Origin of the sequence: Streptomyces sp. WAC 04229 (genome assembly GCF_003947455.1) — a bacterium.
GTDB lineage: Bacteria > Actinomycetota > Actinomycetes > Streptomycetales > Streptomycetaceae > Streptomyces.
In genome coordinates this window covers 12,904-30,636 of record NZ_QHJH01000001.1, presented here as the reverse complement: position 1 = coordinate 30,636, position 17,733 = coordinate 12,904, and the positions used below count along the sequence as shown (strand labels likewise).

Genomic DNA, 17,733 nt, shown 5'->3' with positions numbered 1-17,733 from the left:
TACACCCGCCGTACGGCACGAAAGGCAGGTGAAGGCCGGCGCGGCGTGACCGCGGGCCGCCGGAAGACCTCCGGCGGCCCGCGATCCGCGGCGGGCCGTAAGCTGTGCTCGCTTACCTCATCAGGCGGCTGTTCGCCGCCGTAGTGATGCTCGTGGTCATCATCCTGGTGGTCTTCGGCATCTTCTTCCTCGTCCCCAAGTGGGCGGGCGTCGACATCGCCACGAGCTTCGTGGGCAAGCAGGCCGACCCGGCCTCCGTCGAAGCGGTGCGGCAGAAGCTGGGTCTGGGCGACCCGATCTTCGTCCAGGCCTGGGAGTTCTTCAAGGGCATCTTCGCGGGCCGGACCTACGCGGGCGGCGGCGACGTCACCCAGTGCTCCGCCCCCTGCTTCGGTTACTCCTTCCGCAGCGAACAGGCCGTCTGGCCGGTGCTGACCGAGCGATTCCCGGTGACCCTGGCTCTCGCGCTCGGTGCGGCCGTGCTGTGGCTGATCTTCGGTCTGGCGGCGGGCGTGCTCTCCGCGCTCAAGCGGGGCACCCTGTGGGACCGCGGTGCGATGGTCGTCGCGCTCGCGGGCGTCTCCCTCCCCATCTACTTCACCGGTCTGCTCAGCCTCGCGATCTTCTCCCACAGCCTGGGCTGGATCAACGCGGAGTTCGTCCCGCTGGACGAGAGCCTCTCCGGCTGGTTCGGCGGCATGATCCTGCCCTGGATCACCCTGGCCTTCCTGTACGCCGCGATGTACGCCCGGATCACCCGGGCCACCATGATGGAGATCCTCGGCGAGGACTACATCCGCACGGCGCGGGCCAAGGGCCTCAAGGAGCAGGTCGTCATCCGCAAGCACGCGATGCGGTCCACCCTGACCCCGCTGCTGACCATGCTCGGCATGGACCTCGGCGCCCTCATGGGCGGCGCGATCCTGACCGAGACCACGTTCAGCCTCCCCGGCCTCGGCCAGAAGGTGCTGGACGCGATCCAGAACCAGGACCTGCCCTTTATCCTGGGTGTCGTCCTGATCACTTCTCTCGCGGTGCTGATCGCCAACCTCGTGGTGGACGTCCTGTACGCCGTGATCGACCCCCGAGTGAGGCTCGCATGACCGAACTCAGCAAGAGCGGGGCGGCCGTGGGCGAGCCCACCGCCACCTCGCCCGCTCCGAAGGCATTCCTGGAAGTGCGCGACCTCAAGGTGCACTTCCCCACCGACGACGGCCTGGTCAAGTCCGTCGACGGTCTCAGCTTCCAGCTGGAGAAGGGCAAGACCCTCGGCATCGTCGGCGAGTCCGGCTCCGGCAAGTCGGTGACCTCGCTCGGCATCATGGGCCTGCACACCGCCGGCCAGTACGGCAAGCGCAAGGCCCGGATATCCGGCGAGATCTGGCTGGACGGCACCGAGCTGCTCTCCGCCGACCCGGACCACGTGCGCAAGCTGCGCGGCCGGAACATGGCGATGATCTTCCAGGACCCGCTGTCCGCGCTGCACCCGTACTACACGATCGGGCAGCAGATCGTGGAGGCGTACCGCATCCACCACGACGTGGACAAGAAGACCGCCAAGCGCCGCGCCGTCGAGATGCTCGACCGCGTCGGCATCCCGCAGCCGGACAAGCGGGTGGACAGCTACCCGCACGAGTTCTCCGGCGGTATGCGCCAGCGCGCGATGATCGCCATGTCGCTGGTCAACAATCCCGAGCTGCTCATCGCGGACGAGCCGACCACCGCCCTGGACGTGACCGTCCAGGCCCAGATCCTGGACCTCATCCGGGACCTGCAGAAGGAGTTCGGCTCCGCGGTCATCATCATCACCCACGACCTGGGCGTCGTCGCCGAACTGGCCGACGACCTCCTGGTGATGTACGGCGGCCGGTGCGTCGAGCGGGGCCCGGCGGAGAAGGTGTTCTACGAGCCCCGGCACCCCTACACCTGGGGCCTGCTCGGCTCGATGCCGCGGCTCGACCGCGACCAGCAGGAACGCCTCATCCCGGTCAAGGGCTCCCCGCCCTCCCTCATCAACCTCCCGTCCGGCTGCGCCTTCAACCCGCGCTGCCCGTACGCCGACGTGCCCAAGGACGACATCACCCGCACGGTCCGCCCGGACCTGACCGAGGTCGGCAGCAAGCACTGGGCCGCCTGCCACATGTCGCAGGAGCAGCGGGAGCGTATCTGGACCGAAGAGATTGCGCCGAAGCTGTGAGTGACAAAGCGAAGGCAGAGGACACAGCGGTGACCATCCCCGCACAGAGCAGCGGCGCCACCCTCACCAAGGACGCCGCCCCCGGCGAGACCCTGCTGAAGGTCACCGGGCTGCAGAAGCACTTCCCGATCAAGAAGGGCCTGCTGCAGCGCCAGGTCGGAGCCGTCCGCGCAGTCGACGGCATCGACTTCGAGGTCCGCGCGGGTGAGACCCTCGGCGTCGTGGGCGAGTCGGGCTGCGGCAAGTCGACCATGGGCCGGCTCATCACCCGGCTGCTCGAACCGACAGCGGGCAAGGTCGAGTTCGAGGGCAAGGACATCACCCACCTCGGGGTCGGCGGGATGCGCCCGCTGCGCCGCGACGTGCAGATGATCTTCCAGGATCCGTACTCCTCGCTGAACCCGCGCCACACCATCGGCACGATCGTCAGCGCCCCCTTCAAGCTCCAGGGCGTCGAGCCCGAGGGCGGGGTCAAGAAGGAGGTCCAGCGGCTGCTGTCGGTGGTCGGCCTCAACCCCGAGCACTACAACCGCTACCCGCACGAGTTCTCCGGCGGCCAGCGCCAGCGCATCGGCATCGCCCGCGCGCTCGCGCTCAACCCGAAGATGGTCGTGGCGGACGAGCCGGTGTCCGCCCTGGACGTGTCGATCCAGGCGCAGGTCGTCAACCTGCTCGACGACCTCCAGGCCGAGCTGGGCCTGACGTACGTGATCATCGCGCACGACCTGTCCGTCGTCCGGCACGTCTCGGACCGGATCGCGGTGATGTACCTCGGCAAGATCATGGAGCTGGCCGACCGCGACCTGCTCTACAAGTCGCCGATGCACCCGTACACCAAGGCCCTGATGTCGGCGGTGCCGATTCCGGACCCGGCGCGCCGCGGTGCCAAGAGCGAGCGCATCCTGCTCAAGGGCGACGTGCCCTCGCCGATCGCCCCGCCGAGCGGCTGCCGGTTCCACACCCGGTGCTGGAAGGCGACGCAGATCTGCACCACCACGGAGCCGCCGCTCAAGGAGCTGCGTCCGGGCCAGCAGGTGGCCTGCCACCACCCGGAGAACTTCGAGGACCAGGCCCCGCAGGACGTCGTCCTGCTCACGGCCGCCAAGGAGGCGGCGGAGCTGGTGTCGGAGGACGCCCTCGCGGAGTCGGCGGCGACCTCGGCGGCCGTGGCCGCGGAGGTCGAGGCGATCGCCGAGGCCGAAGAGACGTCCGGAGAGGCGTCCGGAGAGACGTCCGGAGAGGCGTCCGCCGAGGCCACCAGCACCGAGGCCACCTCCGAGGCCTCGGCTGAGGCCACCGACGAGGAGCCTCCCGCCAAGGAGAAGTGACCCGTCCGCCGACGAGCCCCCGCCCTCATGCGTGAGGCGGGGCTCGTCGGCGGGTGAGAATGGCCGGGTGTACGAGGAACTCTTCAGCCCCACCGTCCAGCACACACTCGACCTGATCGGCATCTTCGTCTTCGCCATCTCCGGCGCGCTGCTGGCCGTACGCAAGAACTTCGACGTGTTCGGCATCGCCGTCCTCGCCGAGGTCACCGCCCTGGGCGGCGGGCTGTTCCGGGACCTGGTCATCGGGGCGGTGCCGCCCGCCGCCTTCACGGACCTCGGGTACTTCGTCACCCCGCTGCTCGCCACGGTGCTGGTCTTCTTCCTCCACCCCCACGTGGAGCGCCTCCAGACCGGCGTGAACATCTTCGACGCGGCCGGCCTCGGCCTGTTCTGCGTCGCCGGCACCACCAAGGCGTACGACTACGGGCTCGGCCTGACCGCCTCCGCCTGCCTGGGCCTGGCCACCGCGGTCGGCGGCGGCGTCCTGCGCGACGTGCTCGCCAACGAGGTGCCCTCACTCCTGCGCTGGGACCGCGACCTGTACGCCGTCCCGGCGATCGTCGGCTCCGCGATGGTCGCCCTGTGCATCCGCTACGAGGCCCTCACCCCGTTCACCAGCGCACTCGCGGTCGTCACCGCCTTCGTCCTGCGGCTGCTCGCGCTGCGCTTCCACTGGCGGGCCCCCCGCGCCTGGAACCGGCGGTCGACGGTGATGGAGGGGGAGTGAGGGAGTGACCCGTCAGGGCCTCTATGGCACGTCCCTGTCCGGCATGTCCTTGATGAAGACGACTCCGTCGATCGTGTCCAGGTGCGCGGGGTCGAGCGGGGCGTAGCCGAACCAGGGGGACACCCGGGGCGCGGGCCGCGGGTCGCCGAGGGCGGAGGCCAGCCGCCCGGCGTCCACGACGCGGCGGTCCTCCGGCATCGCGTACAGGTGGCCTTCGAGGGTGCCGGGCGGGGGAGTGTCCACACCCTGGTGGCGGATCGTGCCGAGGGCCGTGGCCACGAAGGCGTACTCCTCGCCGAGCCGGGCGCTCACCAGCGCACCGGCGCTCCACCACGCCACCGGCCCCTGCCACATGCTCATCGAGCTCCGCTCGCGCTGGAGGTGGGAGTTGTGGGCGTGGACCAGCACCCGGCCGCGCTCCGCGAGCGCGAGGAGGTTGCCGGCCATCATCCGGTCCCGCACGCCGAGCAGCCGGTTCATCCGGGCCGGGGAGGGGTCGGCCATCCAGCGGTGGTAGTCCAGCAGTCCGGTCGCGGTACGCCCGTACAGCCGCGCCCGGTACCAGTCGTCCCGCGAGGCCGTCGCGAGCAGGTGCGGCGTCTGCTCGTCGAGGAGCGCCACCAGGTCGTGGGCGAGGGCCCGCAACTCCCCGGCCTCGGCCGACCGCCCCACCGAACGCGCCGGGTCCGTCATCGCCGCGGGCTCGGTCCACCGGTCGTCGGCGCCGAGCAGGCGGTCGAGCGTCCCGGCGGTGCAGGGGAGCAGGCCGGGGTCGACGTGTGCCGACAGGTGCTCGTGGAGCGCGGTGACGGCCCGCCGGGGGCTCGCGGCGCCGGTGATCTCCAGCGGGCCGTCGAGACCGGCGAAGCGCACCCGCTCGGCCGGGGGCCGGCCTTCGTTGTACGCGCGCATCCAGCGCACGAGGTCGCGGTTGGCGTCGGAGGAGCCGAGGCCGTGGCTGAAGCCGTGCTCCATCGCGTCGTCGAGTGTGCCGGTGCCCGAGGTGACGTAGTCGTCCACGACCAGGCCGGCCAGGCAGTCGCTCTCGATCGCGAGGGTCAGGTAGCCCTCCTGCTCGACGAGTTGCCGGAAGAGGTCGTTGCGCACGTCGAGGAGGGTGTCCTCGCCGTGGGTGGGCTCGCCCAGGGCGAGCACGCGGGGCCGGGCCGGGAGCATGCCCAGGACGGCCGCGGCGTCGGCGGGGAGGGTGATGTCCTTGATGCCAGTAGCCATGCATTAAACCGTATCGTTGAACTTTCGGTGGAGACTTGGCCGCGATAGCGTGCGGTGCGTGGCGTACAACCTTCAAAGCGGGGACAAGCTCAGGCCCGTCGATCTGGCCCGCGGGCACGGTCTGTCGACGCAGGCGGTCAGGAACTACGAGGAGGCCGGCATCCTCCCGGCCGCCGACCGCACGGCCCACGGCTACCGCACCTACACCCCGCTGCACGCGCGGGCGCTGGACGCCTTCCTCGCCCTGGTGCCCGGCCACGGACACCGGACGGCGACCTCGGTCATGCGGGCGGTGAACGAGGGCGCGACGGCCGAGGCGTTCCGGCTGATCGACGAGAGCCACGCGCAGTTGCTCGACGACCGGCGGACCCTGGAGGCCGTCGAGGGCGCGCTGCGGGACCTCGGGCGGCCGGGGCCCGCTGTCACCGCCACCGCCACCGCCGCCGCCACCGCCGCCGCTACCGTGACGCCCGCGTCCGCGGGCAGGTTCGTCGGGCCGCTCGCCCGGGAGCTGGGCATCCGGCCCGCGACCCTGCGCAAGTGGGAGCGTGCCGGGCTGGTGCGTCCGAGCCGCGACCCGCTGACCGGCTACCGGGTCTACGGCGAGGCCGACGTACGGGACGCCAAGCTGGCCCACCAGCTCAGGCGGGGCGGCTACCCGTTGGCCCGGATCGCGCCGGTGATCGAGCAGGTGCGGTCGGCCGGTGGGCTGGAGCCCCTGGAGGCCACCCTGCGCGACTGGCGCGACCGCCTCTCCGCCCGGGGCAGGGCGCTGCTGGCCGGGGCCGCGGAACTGGAGGCGTACCTGCGGGCACGGGAGGGGCGGGAATGAGGCCGCAGCCGTGAGGCCGCCCGCATGAGGCAGTGGAAAGCTACCGCTTAGTAGTTTCCTGTTGTACCGTGCAGCCATGCCAGAAGCAGCCTCCGCCCCGGCCGTACCGGCCACCGTCGGCGACAGCGAGTTCGACCGGGACACCCACGTCACCCGGCGCGCCCCCGGCGTCTACGACGTCGACCTCTCCGCCGGCTGGACGATCATCAACGCCGTCAACGGCGGCTACCTGCTGGCCGTCCTGGGCCGCGCCCTGGGCGACGCCCTCCCGCACCCGGACCCCTTCACGGTCTCGGCGCACTACCTGACCGCCTCCCACCCGGGCCCCGCGGTCGTGCGCACCGAGACCGTCCGCGCGGGACGCGGCCTCTCCACGGGGCAGGCCTCCCTCTTCCAGTACGACGACGAGGGCAACGAGGTCGAGCGCATCCGCGTCCTCGCCTCCTACGGCGACCTCGGCGCGCTGCCCGACGACGTCCGCACCTCCGCGAAGCCGCCCGCGATCCCGCCGGTCGAGCACTGCTTCGGCCCGGAGGACGGCCCCGCCCCCGTCGACGGCAGCTCCGCCATCGCCGACCGGCTGAAGCTGAAGCTCGACCCCGCCACGCTGGGCTGGGCGCTCGGACAGCCCTCCGGCCGGGGCGAGATGCGCGCCTGGTTCGGGCTGGCCGACGGCCGCGACGCCGACCCGCTCTCGCTGCTCCTCGCGGTGGACGCGTTGCCCCCGACCGCCTTCGAGATGGGGCTGAAGGGCTGGGTGCCCACGGTCGAGCTGACCGTGCACGTGCGGTGCCGCCCGGCGCCGGGCCCGCTGCGGGTCTCCATCACCACCCGCAACCTCGCCGGCGGCTTCCTGGAGGAGGACGGGGAGGTCTGGGACAGCGCCGACCGCCTGGTCGCCCAGTCCCGGCAGCTGGCCCGGGTCCGGCTCACCTGACCCGCGCCGCGTCGGCCGCCCGGCGCTCCGGCCGCGGCGGTTCGGTCAGTCCAGCCAGTGCCGGCGGCCGACGCTGATCAGCCGCAGTTGGCGCGTCGCCGTCTCCGCGGCGCGCCTGCGCTCCTCCTCGGGGGCGTCCAGGGCCTCCAGGAACAGCGAGGCCGTGATCAGCATCTGGTCGACGTAGAGTCCGGCCAGCATCCGCAGGTCCGTCGCGCTCCAGCCCGCCGACTCCGCGTCCTTGGCCAGCTCGGCCTGCACCTCCTCGGCGAACCGGGCCAGTTGCTCCCGTATCGCCTCGCGCACCGGCTGCACGCCGCCGTGCCGCTCACGGGCGACGAACCGGACGTGCGCCGGGTGCGCGGCCACATGCCCGGCGATCAACTCGACCGCGCGGGCGATGCGTTCGTCACTGTCCTCGGCCGGAGACACCGTCGTCCGGATCATCGGATGCAGGCTGCCCAGCGCCTCCTCGACCAGTGCCACCCCCAGGTCCGCCGTGGAGCGGAAGTGCCGGTAGAAGGCGGTCGGGGCGACGCCCACGGCGCGGGTGACCTCGCGCAGGCCCAGACTGCTCAGGCTCTGCTCCTCCAGCAGTCCGAGAGCGGCGTCCAGGAGCGCCTGCCGGGTCTTGAGCTTCTGGGCCTGCCGAACGCCGGGAGTGTGACTCATACCATGCAGTTAACAACTGTTCTCTGGAATTGAAAAGCGGTGCGGAGCGCTAGACTGGGTAGTCAGTGAACAACTGTAACCAGAGAATGCCAGAGATTGGGGGGATCCGCACACCATGATCTTTCTCGTTGTCGCACTGCTGCTCCTCGGTGTGGTGCTGGGCACCGTCGCCCACGCGCCGCTCACCTTCTCCGTCGCCGTCGGCCTGGTCATCGCCGTCTGGCTCGGCGTCTTCGCGATCCGCGAGCGGCACGGCCGCCGACGGAGCACCTCCGCCCACTGACGCACGGCAGGGAGAACCTCATGCAGCTCACCGCACCGGCCGACCGCACCACCCGCCCCACCGGCATCCGGGACACCGACGGCATGGCCGTCGCCTCCTTCGTCCTCGGCCTGCTCGGCCTGCTCGTCCTCAACGTCTTCCTGGGCCCGATCGCCATCGCCCTGGCCTCGGTCGCCCTGTGGCGCGGCACCGCCCGCCGCGGCCGGGCCCTGCTCGGTCTCGGCCTGGGCGTCGCCGACCTGCTGGTCCTGGTCGCGTTCATGGCCACGGACAACACGATGTCGTGGAGTCTGTAAACCGGCCAACCTTGCCCTGAGGCCGGGCGCGAGGGCCCCGTAGAATCGGCCTCACCATGGCTTACCTCGACCACGCGGCGACCACCCCGATGCTTCCCGAGGCGGTCGAGACACTCACCGCCCACCTGGGCGTCACCGGCAACGCCTCCTCGCTCCACGCGTCCGGCCGCCGTGCGCGGCGCACCGTCGAGGAGGCCCGCGAGACCCTCGCCGAGGCGCTCGGCGCCCGCCCCAGCGAGGTGGTCTTCACCTCCGGCGGCACCGAGGCCGACAACCTCGCCGTCAAGGGCCTGTACTGGGCCCGGCGCGACGCCGACCCGGCCCGCACCCGGGTGCTGGCCAGCCCCGTCGAACACCACGCCGTCCTCGACGCGGTGCACTGGCTGGGCGAGCACGAGGGCGCCCGGGTCGAGTACCTGCCCGTGGACGCCCACGGCCGCGTGCACCCCGACGCGCTGCGCGAGGCCGTCGCCCGCAACCCCGACGACGTCGCCCTCGCCACCGTCATGTGGGCCAACAACGAGATCGGCACCATCCTGCCGGTCCGTGAACTCGCCGACGTGGCCGCCGAGTTCGACGTACCGCTGCACGCCGACGCGGTCCAGGCCGTCGGCCAGCTCCCGGTCGACTTCGCCGCCTCCGGGCTCGCCGCGATGACCGTTTCCGGCCACAAGATCGGCGGCCCCTACGGCATCGGCGCGCTGCTCCTCGGCCGCGAGTACACCCCGGTGCCCGTCCTGCACGGCGGCGGCCAGGAGCGCCACGTCCGCTCCGGCACCCTCGACGTCCCCGCCGTCGCCTCCTTCGCGGTCGCCGGACGCCTCGCCGCCGAGCAGCGCGAGTGGTTCGCCCGCGAGATCGGCGCCCTGCGCGACGACCTGGTCGACGCCGTCCGTACGGCGGTCCCGGACGCGATCCTCGGCGGCGATCCGGCACCGGAGGGGCGCCTGCCGGCCAACGCCCACTTCACCTTCCCCGGCTGCGAGGGCGACTCCCTGCTGCTCCTGCTCGACGCCCAGGGCATCGAGTGCTCCACCGGCTCCGCCTGCACCGCGGGCGTCGCCCAGCCCAGCCACGTCCTGCTGGCCACCGGCACCGACCCCGACCTGGCCCGCGGCACCCTGCGCTTCTCCCTCGGCCACACCTCCACGGAGGCCGACGTGGAGGCGCTCGGCAAGGCGATCGGACCCGCGGTGGAGCGGGCGCGGGCGGCCGGACTGACGTAGGCCGGTAGGCCGGCGAGCGGGTGGCCTACGCCCCGGACCGGGACGGACCGGGTGACGGGGTGCTCGTGGCCGCCCGGCGCACCAGCTTCATGTACCGCTCCCAGTCCCAGTGCGGACCCGGGTCGGTGTGGTCGGTGCCCGGCACCTCCACGTGGCCGATGATGTGCTCGCGGTCCAGGGGTATGTCGTACCGCGCGCAGATGCCCGCCGTCAGCCGCGCGGAGGCGGCGTACATCGCGTCGGTGAAGTCCTGCGGGCGGTCCACGAAGCCCTCGTGCTCGATGCCGACACTGCGTTCGTTGTAGTCGCGGTTGCCCGCGTGGTACGCCACGTCCAGCTCGCGGATCATCTGGGTGACGCCCCCGTCCTGGCCCACGATGTAGTGCGTGGCCGCCTGGTGCCCCGGGTCCTGGAACGCCTTCACCGCGCTGTCGAAGCTGCCCTGCGTCACATGGACGATCACCATGTCGACGCCGAAGTCGTCCGGCCGGTCGGCCCGCCGCCAGTTCGCGTCGGCCGCCGCCACCCAGCGCGCGCCGGAGTAGTCGACCGCGCCCTCCTCGCGGGGCCGCTCGACGCCCGGCACCCGCCACCACAGCCGGGCCAGCTCGTCGCGGGCCAGCACGGCCGTGCCCACCGCCGTCGCGGCACCGCCGACGATCAGCGCGCGCCGGCCGATCCGCCGGTCCGCGTCGCCGGACCCGCCCGCGGACCCGTCCGCGGAGCCACTCGTGGATTCGTGCTTCGCCCCCATGCGATCTTCAACGCATACTCGCGCGCTCCGGTTCCCGCCCTCCCCTTACTCTGGAAGGGTTATGACTGACACCCCGCAGCGCACCCGTCCCCTCCGCGTCCTCGCCGCCATGTCGGGCGGGGTCGACTCCGCCGTCGCCGCCGCCCGCGCGGCCGAGGCGGGGCACGACGTGACCGGCGTCCACCTCGCGCTCTCCGCGAACCCGCAGTCCTTCCGCACCGGCGCCCGGGGCTGTTGCACGATCGAGGACTCGCGCGACGCCCGCCGCGCCGCGGACGTCATCGGCATCCCGTTCTACGTGTGGGACCTCGCCGACCGCTTCCGCGAGGACGTGGTCGAGGACTTCGTCGCCGAGTACGAGGCCGGCCGCACCCCGAACCCGTGCCTGCGCTGCAACGAGAAGATCAAGTTCGCCGCGCTCCTCGACAAGGCGCTGGCCCTCGGCTTCGACGCCGTCTGCACCGGCCACTACGCCAAGGTGATCCTGCGCGAGGACGGCGTCCGCGAGCTGCACCGCGCCTCCGACATGGCGAAGGACCAGAGCTACGTCCTCGGCGTGCTGGACGACCGGCAGCTCGCCCACGCGATGTTCCCGCTCGGCGACACGCTCACCACCAAGGACGAGATCCGCGCGGAGGCCGAGCGCAGGGGCCTCGCGGTGGCCAAGAAGCCCGACTCGCACGACATCTGCTTCATCGCGGACGGCGACACCCAGGGCTTCCTCGCCGACCGGCTCGGCCGCGCCGAGGGCGACATCGTCGACGAGGCGGGCAACCGGCTCGGCACCCACGAGGGCGCCTACGGCTACACCATCGGCCAGCGCAAGGGGCTCCGGATCGGCACCCCGGCCCCCGACGGCAAGCCGCGCTACGTCCTGGACATCTCGCCGGTGGACAACACGGTCACGGTCGGCCCGGCCGCGGCCCTGGACGTGGACGCCCTCCGCGCGATCAAGCCCCGCTGGTGCGGCGCCGCCCCCGTCGGCCCCGGCACCTACACGGCCCAGCTGCGTGCCCACGGCGGCGAGACCGAGGTGCGGGCCGAGCTGGTCGGCGACGCACTGGAGGTCTCCTTCGCGGAGCCGGTGCGCGGGGTCGCCCCCGGCCAGGCGATCGTGCTGTACGACGGCACCCGCGTGGTGGGCTCGGCGACGATCGCGTCCACCACGCGCGCCACCGCCGGCGCGGCCTGAACGCCGAGCCCGTCGTCCGGGCCGAAGCCACGGAGGCAACCGGACGTCGGCCTCTGGGGCCCGCCCGCGCTCACCGACCCAGGAACTCCGTCAGCACCGGCGCCAGTACCCCCGGCTCCACCATGTGGGCCTGTCCCGCCACGGTGCCGTAGGTGCCGTTCGGCGCCGCGTCGGCCACCGCGCGCGCCGCCTCGTGCCACCAGGCGTCGCTCGCGCCGCCCGCGAGGGCCAGCAGGGGAGCGGTGATCGAGGCGATCGCGGCCGCCGGGACGCGGCTGTCGCCCATCACCGCGTCGTCGTACGCCAGGCTCGGCGCGACCGACTCCATGCCCGCCCACATCGGCGACTGCCGGGCGCCCCGGATCATGTCCTCGCCCAGGCCGGTCCGGCGCAGGAACAGCTCCACCGCCTCCCCGCGCCGGTCCTCGCCGAGCGCCTCGGCGAGCCCCTCGGTGTACTCCGCGGCGGACCGCGCCGCGGCGTCGTCCATCGCGTACGGCACCTCGTACACGGCGACCCGGCGCACCGGCAGCCCGCTCGCCGCCGCGCGGAGCGCCAGCGCGCCGCCCGACGACATGCCGTACAGACTCGCCTCGCCGCCCACCGCCTCGATCAGCGCGGCCAGGTCCTCGATCTCGCGCTCCACCGCGTAGGGCGCCGTGTCGCCGCTCCCGCCGCGCCCCCGGCGGTCGTACACGGTGACGTCGAAGCGGTCCGACAGCGCCGCCGCCAGGGGTGCCGTCGTGGCGCCCGTCGACATGGCACCGCTGACGAGGACCACCGCGGGTCCCCGCCCGGTGCGTTCGTAGGCGATGCGCGTGCCGTCGCGCGAAACGGTGTTCTTCTCCATGTCTGTGCAGAGTGCCCCAAAGCACGCGATTAATCGCTCAGGACACGGACGGCTCAGGAGACCTCGACGTCGTAGAAGCAGAGGTGGTCCTTGATCTGAGCCACCTCCGTCTTCGGGTCCGGGTACGCCCAGATTAGGTCGGCCGCCTCGGGCAGCGACCAGTAGGACGCGTCGCCCTTGAAGGGGCCGTCAGCAGGTCGAGCCGTACGTCCTCGGCCGGGATGTAGAAGCGGTCCGGACAGCCCGTCTCGTGCAGGACCAGCGCCTTGTCGCTCTCCGCCAGGACCCGGCCGCCGTGCACCGCGCGCACGTGCCGGCCGCTCGGCTCCACGGTGATGATGTGTCCCTTGCTCACGATCGTCCTCCTCGGACAGTGGGTTCGGTCACTTCAGCGCGTCCGGAAGCCGGGTTCTTCCCCGCCGGGCGCCGAACGTACCGTTGCCCCATGAACATCTGCGTCTTCCTCTCCGCCGCCGACCTCGACGCGCGCTACACCGGCCCCGCGAAGCAGTTCGCCGAACTCCTCGGCAAGGGCGGCCACACCCTCGTCTGGGGCGGCTCCGACGTCGGCCTGATGAAGGTGGTCGCCGACGGCGTGCAGGGGTCCGGAGGGCGGCTGCTGGGCGTCTCGGTGGACTTCCTGGCCGCCAAGGCGCGCGAGGGCGCCGACGAGATGGTGATCGCGGGGGACCTCGCCGAGCGCAAGCGGCTGCTGCTGGAGAAGGCCGACGCCGTGGTGATCATGGTCGGCGGCACCGGCACCCTCGACGAGGCGACGGAGATCCTGGAGCTGAAGAAGCACGGGCACACCGACAAGCCGGTCGTCCTGCTCAACACGGCCGGCTTCTACGACGGCCTCAAGGAGCAGTTCCGCCGCATGGAGGACGAGGGCTTCCTGCCCCGCCCCCTGGCCGAGCTGGTCTTCTTCGCCGAGGAGCCGGTCGGCGCGCTGGCCTACCTGGAGGAGAGCCAGGGCATCGAGTAGCCCTGCGGTGGTGCGAGCATGGCGGGCATGGCTACACATGTGATCACAGGAGCGGGCTCCGGCATCGGCGCGGCCGTCGCCCGCCGCCTGCACGAGCGCGGCGACGAAGTCGTCCTGCACGCGCGCGACGCGGGCCGCGCCAAGGAACTGGCGGCCGCCCACCCCGGTGCGAAGACGCTGGTCGGCGACCTGGCCGACCCGGAGAAGCTCTCCTGGGCCTTCTCGCACCAGACGCTGCCCGACCGCGTGGACTCGCTGCTGCACATCGCCGGGGTCGTCGACCTCGGACCGGTCGGCGACCTCACCCCGAAGACCTGGCGCCACCAGCTGGCCGTCAACCTGATCGCCCCCGCCGAGCTGACCCGCCTCTTCCTGCCCCAGCTCCGCGTCGCCCAGGGCCAGGTGGTGTTCGTCAACTCCGGTTCCGGCCTCAACGCCCACGCCGGCTGGTCGGCGTACGGCGCCTCCAAGCACGGCCTCAAGGCGCTCGCCGACGCCCTGCGCCAGGAGGAGCACGCGAACGGCGTCCGCGTCACCTCCGTCTACCCGGGCCGCACCGCGAGCCCCATGCAGGCCAAGGTCCACCAGCAGGAGGGCAAGGAGTACGACGCGTCGCGGTGGATCGACCCCGAATCGGTCGCCACGACGATCCTGACGGCCCTCGACCTCCCGAGGGACGCCGAGATCAACGACCTCACGGTCCGCCCGGGACGGTGACGCCGGCGGGGTGTTCCGTAGGCTGCTGCGGTGAGTGAAAACAGCCAGCCCAGCTTCGGTCCCGCCACGGGCGTCGGCTCCCTCCCGGGGGACGACGCCCGCGAGGCCGTCAAGACCGCCACCGGCACCTTCGAGGACTTCCCCTTCCTCCCCGAACTGCCCGCCCGCGGCCCCGGCGCCGACATGATCGGCCGCACCGCCGGGATGCTCGTCGAGCTGTACGCGCGCGTGGAGCCCAGCGGCTGGCGGCTGGGCGACCGGCCCGGACGGGACACCAAACGGGCCCGCGCCTGGCTCGGGGAGGACCTGGACGCCCTGGAGGAGTTCACTCAGGGCTATCAGGGGCCGCTGAAGGTCCAGGCCGTCGGCCCGTGGACGCTCGCCGCGGCCCTCGAACTCCGGGGCGGCGAGGCGGTCCTGTCCGACGCCGGCGCCTGCCGCGACCTCGCCGCCTCGCTCGCCGAGGGCCTGCGCCTGCACCTGGCGGAGGTACGGCGCCGCGTGCCCGGCGCCCGTGTCGTGCTCCAGCTCGACGAACCCTCGCTCACCGCCGTCCTGCGCGGCCGGGTACGCACCGCCAGCGGCTACCGCACCCACCGGGCCGTGGACCGCCAGGTCGTCGAGGCCTCCCTGCGCGACGTCGCCGGGGCGCACGGCGGCGACCCCGTCGTGGTCCACTCCTGCGCACCGGACGTCCCCTTCGCCCTGCTGCGCCGGGCGGGCGTCGCGGGCGTCTCCTTCGACTTCTCGCTCCTCACCGAGCGTGACGACGAGGCGCTCGGCGAGGCGGTCGAGGCGGGCACCCGGCTCTTCGCCGGTGTCGTGCCCGGCACCGACGGCCCGTTGTCAGACCCTGCCGGTAGCGTCATGGGTGTCAGGACGCTGTGGCGCAGGCTGGGGCTGCGGCCGGAGCTGCTCGCGGAGGCGGTCACCGTCACCCCGTCGTGCGGACTCGCGGGCGCTTCCCCCGCGTACGCCCGCCGGGCCCTCGCCCAGTGCGTCCGGGCGGCGAGATCCCTCGCGGACAACCCAGAGTAACGGGAGGACATGCCGGTGGCCGGCGACAGGCAAGCGGAGACGACAAGCGTGCCCGCCGAGGCGCGCGAGAAGCACGCGCAACTCGCTGAGCAGATCGAGGAGCACCGCTTCCGGTACTACGTGAAGGACGCCCCCGTCGTCAGCGACGCGGACTTCGACCGGCTGCTGCGCACCCTGGAGGAGCTGGAGGAGCGCCACCCCGAGCTGCGCACCCCCGAGTCCCCGACCCAGAAGGTCGCCGGCTCCTACGAGACCGAGTTCACGGCCGTCGCGCACCCCACGCGCATGCTCTCCCTCGACAACACCTTCAACGACGAGGAGCTGGCCGCCTGGACCGAGCGCATCGCCAGGGAGCTGGGCGAGCAGGAGTACCACTTCCTGTGCGAGCTGAAGGTCGACGGACTCGCCGTCAACCTCACCTACGAGCGTGGCCGCCTCGTCCGCGCGGCCACCCGGGGCGACGGCCGCACCGGCGAGGACATCACGCCCAACGTGCGCACCATCGCCGAGATCCCCGAGCGCCTGGGGGGCGACAAGGTCCCCGACCGCGTGGAGATCCGCGGCGAGGTCTACTTCCCGATGGAGAAGTTCCAGGAACTCAACGCCCGGTTGAACGAGGCGGGGGACAAGCCTTTCGCCAACCCCCGCAACGCGGCCGCCGGTTCCCTGCGCCAGAAGGACCCGCGCGTCACCGCCACCCGCCCGCTGCACATGGTGGTCCACGGCATCGGTGTCCTGGAGGGCTACTCGGGCATGACCCGCCTCTCCCAGGCGTACGACCTGCTGAAGACCTGGGGCCTGCCCACCTCCCCGCACAACAGGGTGGTCGACGGCCTGGAGGGCGTACGCGATTTCATCGCCCACTACGGCGAGAACCGGCACTCCGTGGCCCACGAGATCGACGGGGTAGTCGTCAAGCTCGACGAGATCCGCCTCCAGGGCCGGCTCGGCTCCACCGCCCGCGCCCCCCGCTGGGCCATCGCCTACAAGTACGCGCCGGAGGAGGTCAACACCAAGCTAGTCGACATCAAGGTCGGCGTCGGCCGCACCGGCCGGGTCACGCCCTACGCGCAGGTCGAGCCGGTCACCGTGGCCGGCAGCGAGGTCGAGTTCGCCACGCTGCACAACCAGGAGGTCGTCAAGGCCAAGGGCGTGCTCATCGGCGACACCGTGGTGCTCCGCAAGGCCGGCGACGTCATCCCGGAGATCCTCGGGCCGGTCGCCGACCTCAGGGACGGCAGCGAGCGGGAGTTCGTGATGCCGGCGAAGTGCCCCGAGTGCGGCACGCCGCTGAAGGCGATGAAGGAGGGCGACATCGACCTGCGGTGCCCCAACGCCCGTACGTGCCCGGCCCAGTTGCGTGAGCGTGTCACCTACCTCGCGGGCCGGGAGTGCCTGGACATCGACCACTTCGGCGGCGTCGTGGCGGCCGCGCTGACCGGGCCGCTGGAGCCCGCGGAGCCGCCGCTGGTGGACGAGGGGGACCTCTTCGACCTCACCCTCGAGCAACTGCTGCCCATCAAGGCGTACGTCCTCGACCAGGACAGCGGACTGCCCAAGCGCGACCCGAAGACCGGCGAGGAGAAGATCGTCACGGTCTTCGCCAACAAGCAGGGCGAGCCGAAGAAGAACACCCTCGCGCTGCTCCAGCACATCGAGGAGGCCAAGACCACCCGCCCCCTCGCCCGCTTCCTCAACGGGCTCTCCATCCGCCACGTCGGGCCCGTCGCCGCGCAGGCCCTGGCCCGCGAGTTCCGCTCGCTGGACCGCATCGAGCAGGCCAGCGAGGCGGAGTTGGCGAACACCGACGGCGTCGGCCCGATCATCGCCACCGCCCTCAAGGAGTGGTTCGCCGAGGAGTGGCACCGCGAGATCGTGCGCAAGTGGAAGGCGGCCGGCGTTCCCCTCGAGGACCGGTCGAGCGGCGAGGACGAAGGCCCGCGCCCCCTCGAAGGACTCATCGTCGTCGTCACCGGCACCCTGGAGAACTTCACCCGCGACGCCGCCAAGGAAGCCCTCCAGAGCAGGGGCGCCAAGGTGACCGGATCGGTGTCCAAGAAGACGTCGTTCGTCGTGGTCGGTGACAACCCCGGGTCGAAGTACGACAAGGCGATGCAGCTGAAGGTGCCGGTGCTGGACGAGGAAGGTTTCACCGTCCTGCTCGAACAGGGGGCCGAAGCGGCGGCCGACGTCGCACTTTCGGCTGAGGAATAGCGGTTGAAGGCCACCCGATCGGCGCATATCAGATGCATAAGGGTGGCCGGGCCGCATTCGGGCAACCGTCGACGACCGGTGCCCCTGGAAGCCTTCCGCGGCCTACTGTTGAGGTGTGCACCTGCCGTGCCCAGCCGCGGTCGGGGCATCCCCCCTGCCGCGAGGGACAGGGGCAGGGTCTTCCAACGCGGAGCCGTTGATGGTGGTCGAGGCGAGGACCGCGTGGCGTGGGCACCGCAGGCTGTGAGAGGG

18 protein-coding genes and 1 pseudogene are annotated in these 17,733 nt (G+C 72.2%); 14 read left to right on the top strand and 5 right to left on the bottom strand.

Features of this window, described 5'->3' with window-relative positions; genetic code table 11:
- Window positions 1-104: 104 nt before the first annotated feature.
- From DMH12_RS00145 to DMH12_RS00130, 4 genes are all read left to right on the top strand, one after another.
- Window positions 105-1,103, top strand: coding sequence for an ABC transporter permease (locus DMH12_RS00145; protein ID WP_125489434.1), 999 nt, complete (start codon window positions 105-107; stop codon window positions 1,101-1,103).
- Complete coding sequence (locus tag DMH12_RS00140; protein ID WP_125489433.1) at window positions 1,100-2,197, top strand: ABC transporter ATP-binding protein; 1,098 nt, start codon at window positions 1,100-1,102, stop codon at window positions 2,195-2,197. Before DMH12_RS00145 ends, DMH12_RS00140 begins: the two co-directional genes overlap by 4 nt.
- Window positions 2,198-2,226: 29 nt before the next feature.
- Window positions 2,227-3,525, top strand: coding sequence for an ABC transporter ATP-binding protein (locus DMH12_RS00135; RefSeq protein ID WP_185832067.1), 1,299 nt, complete (start codon window positions 2,227-2,229; stop codon window positions 3,523-3,525).
- Window positions 3,526-3,592: 67 nt separating this feature from the next.
- A complete protein-coding gene (locus tag DMH12_RS00130; RefSeq protein WP_125489431.1) occupies window positions 3,593-4,252 on the top strand; it encodes a trimeric intracellular cation channel family protein in 660 nt (219 codons plus the stop codon).
- Window positions 4,253-4,273: 21 nt separating this feature from the next.
- On the opposite strand, the gene DMH12_RS00125 is transcribed toward DMH12_RS00130, so the two are convergent.
- Window positions 4,274-5,485, bottom strand: a complete 1,212-nt coding sequence (locus DMH12_RS00125) for an erythromycin esterase family protein (RefSeq protein WP_125489430.1) — start codon at window positions 5,483-5,485, stop codon at window positions 4,274-4,276.
- A gap of 58 nt (window positions 5,486-5,543) precedes the next feature.
- Between DMH12_RS00125 and DMH12_RS00120 the strand changes: the two genes are divergently transcribed.
- On the top strand, window positions 5,544-6,317 hold the full coding sequence (locus DMH12_RS00120; protein ID WP_125489429.1) for a TioE family transcriptional regulator: 774 nt from the start codon (window positions 5,544-5,546) through the stop codon (window positions 6,315-6,317).
- Window positions 6,318-6,393: 76 nt separating this feature from the next.
- On the top strand, window positions 6,394-7,254 hold the full coding sequence (locus tag DMH12_RS00115; protein ID WP_125489428.1) for a thioesterase family protein: 861 nt from the start codon (window positions 6,394-6,396) through the stop codon (window positions 7,252-7,254).
- A gap of 45 nt (window positions 7,255-7,299) precedes the next feature.
- Here the strand turns inward: DMH12_RS00115 and DMH12_RS00110 are convergent, their stop codons facing one another.
- Window positions 7,300-7,926: a TetR family transcriptional regulator gene (locus DMH12_RS00110; protein ID WP_125489427.1), complete on the bottom strand. Its 627-nt coding sequence runs from the start codon at window positions 7,924-7,926 to the stop codon at window positions 7,300-7,302.
- 115 nt (window positions 7,927-8,041) lie between these two features.
- Here DMH12_RS00110 and DMH12_RS00105 point away from each other — a divergent pair, with 115 nt between their 5' ends.
- The 3 genes from DMH12_RS00105 to DMH12_RS00095 are packed head-to-tail and all read left to right on the top strand — an operon-like array spanning window position 8,042 to window position 9,731.
- On the top strand, window positions 8,042-8,209 hold the full coding sequence (locus tag DMH12_RS00105; RefSeq protein ID WP_122617602.1) for a hypothetical protein: 168 nt from the start codon (window positions 8,042-8,044) through the stop codon (window positions 8,207-8,209).
- 20 nt (window positions 8,210-8,229) lie between these two features.
- Complete coding sequence (locus DMH12_RS00100; protein WP_125489426.1) at window positions 8,230-8,505, top strand: DUF4190 domain-containing protein; 276 nt, start codon at window positions 8,230-8,232, stop codon at window positions 8,503-8,505.
- Window positions 8,506-8,561: 56 nt separating this feature from the next.
- Window positions 8,562-9,731, top strand: a complete 1,170-nt coding sequence (locus tag DMH12_RS00095; protein WP_125489425.1) for a cysteine desulfurase family protein — start codon at window positions 8,562-8,564, stop codon at window positions 9,729-9,731.
- A 25-nt stretch (window positions 9,732-9,756) separates the two neighbouring features.
- Here the strand turns inward: DMH12_RS00095 and DMH12_RS00090 are convergent, their stop codons facing one another.
- Complete coding sequence (locus tag DMH12_RS00090; protein WP_125489424.1) at window positions 9,757-10,485, bottom strand: N-acetylmuramoyl-L-alanine amidase; 729 nt, start codon at window positions 10,483-10,485, stop codon at window positions 9,757-9,759.
- 61 nt (window positions 10,486-10,546) lie between these two features.
- Here DMH12_RS00090 and mnmA point away from each other — a divergent pair, with 61 nt between their 5' ends.
- Entirely contained in the window at window positions 10,547-11,677 is a 1,131-nt protein-coding gene (gene mnmA, locus DMH12_RS00085) for a tRNA 2-thiouridine(34) synthase MnmA (RefSeq protein ID WP_125489423.1), read from the top strand.
- A gap of 70 nt (window positions 11,678-11,747) precedes the next feature.
- Here the strand turns inward: mnmA and DMH12_RS00080 are convergent, their stop codons facing one another.
- On the bottom strand, window positions 11,748-12,527 hold the full coding sequence (locus DMH12_RS00080) for an alpha/beta fold hydrolase (RefSeq protein WP_125489422.1): 780 nt from the start codon (window positions 12,525-12,527) through the stop codon (window positions 11,748-11,750).
- 53 nt (window positions 12,528-12,580) lie between these two features.
- Window positions 12,581-12,882 (bottom strand): annotated as a pseudogene (locus tag DMH12_RS00075) (DUF427 domain-containing protein).
- A 90-nt stretch (window positions 12,883-12,972) separates the two neighbouring features.
- Here DMH12_RS00075 and DMH12_RS00070 point away from each other — a divergent pair.
- The 4 genes from DMH12_RS00070 to ligA are packed head-to-tail and all read left to right on the top strand — an operon-like array spanning window position 12,973 to window position 17,481.
- Complete coding sequence (locus DMH12_RS00070) at window positions 12,973-13,512, top strand: TIGR00730 family Rossman fold protein (RefSeq protein ID WP_125489421.1); 540 nt, start codon at window positions 12,973-12,975, stop codon at window positions 13,510-13,512.
- An 18-nt stretch (window positions 13,513-13,530) separates the two neighbouring features.
- On the top strand, window positions 13,531-14,229 hold the full coding sequence (locus DMH12_RS00065) for an SDR family oxidoreductase (RefSeq protein ID WP_125489420.1): 699 nt from the start codon (window positions 13,531-13,533) through the stop codon (window positions 14,227-14,229).
- A gap of 30 nt (window positions 14,230-14,259) precedes the next feature.
- Window positions 14,260-15,267, top strand: coding sequence for a methionine synthase (locus DMH12_RS00060; protein ID WP_125489419.1), 1,008 nt, complete (start codon window positions 14,260-14,262; stop codon window positions 15,265-15,267).
- A gap of 9 nt (window positions 15,268-15,276) precedes the next feature.
- A complete protein-coding gene (gene ligA, locus DMH12_RS00055; protein ID WP_125489418.1) occupies window positions 15,277-17,481 on the top strand; it encodes an NAD-dependent DNA ligase LigA in 2,205 nt (734 codons plus the stop codon).
- Window positions 17,482-17,733 lie beyond the last annotated feature (252 nt).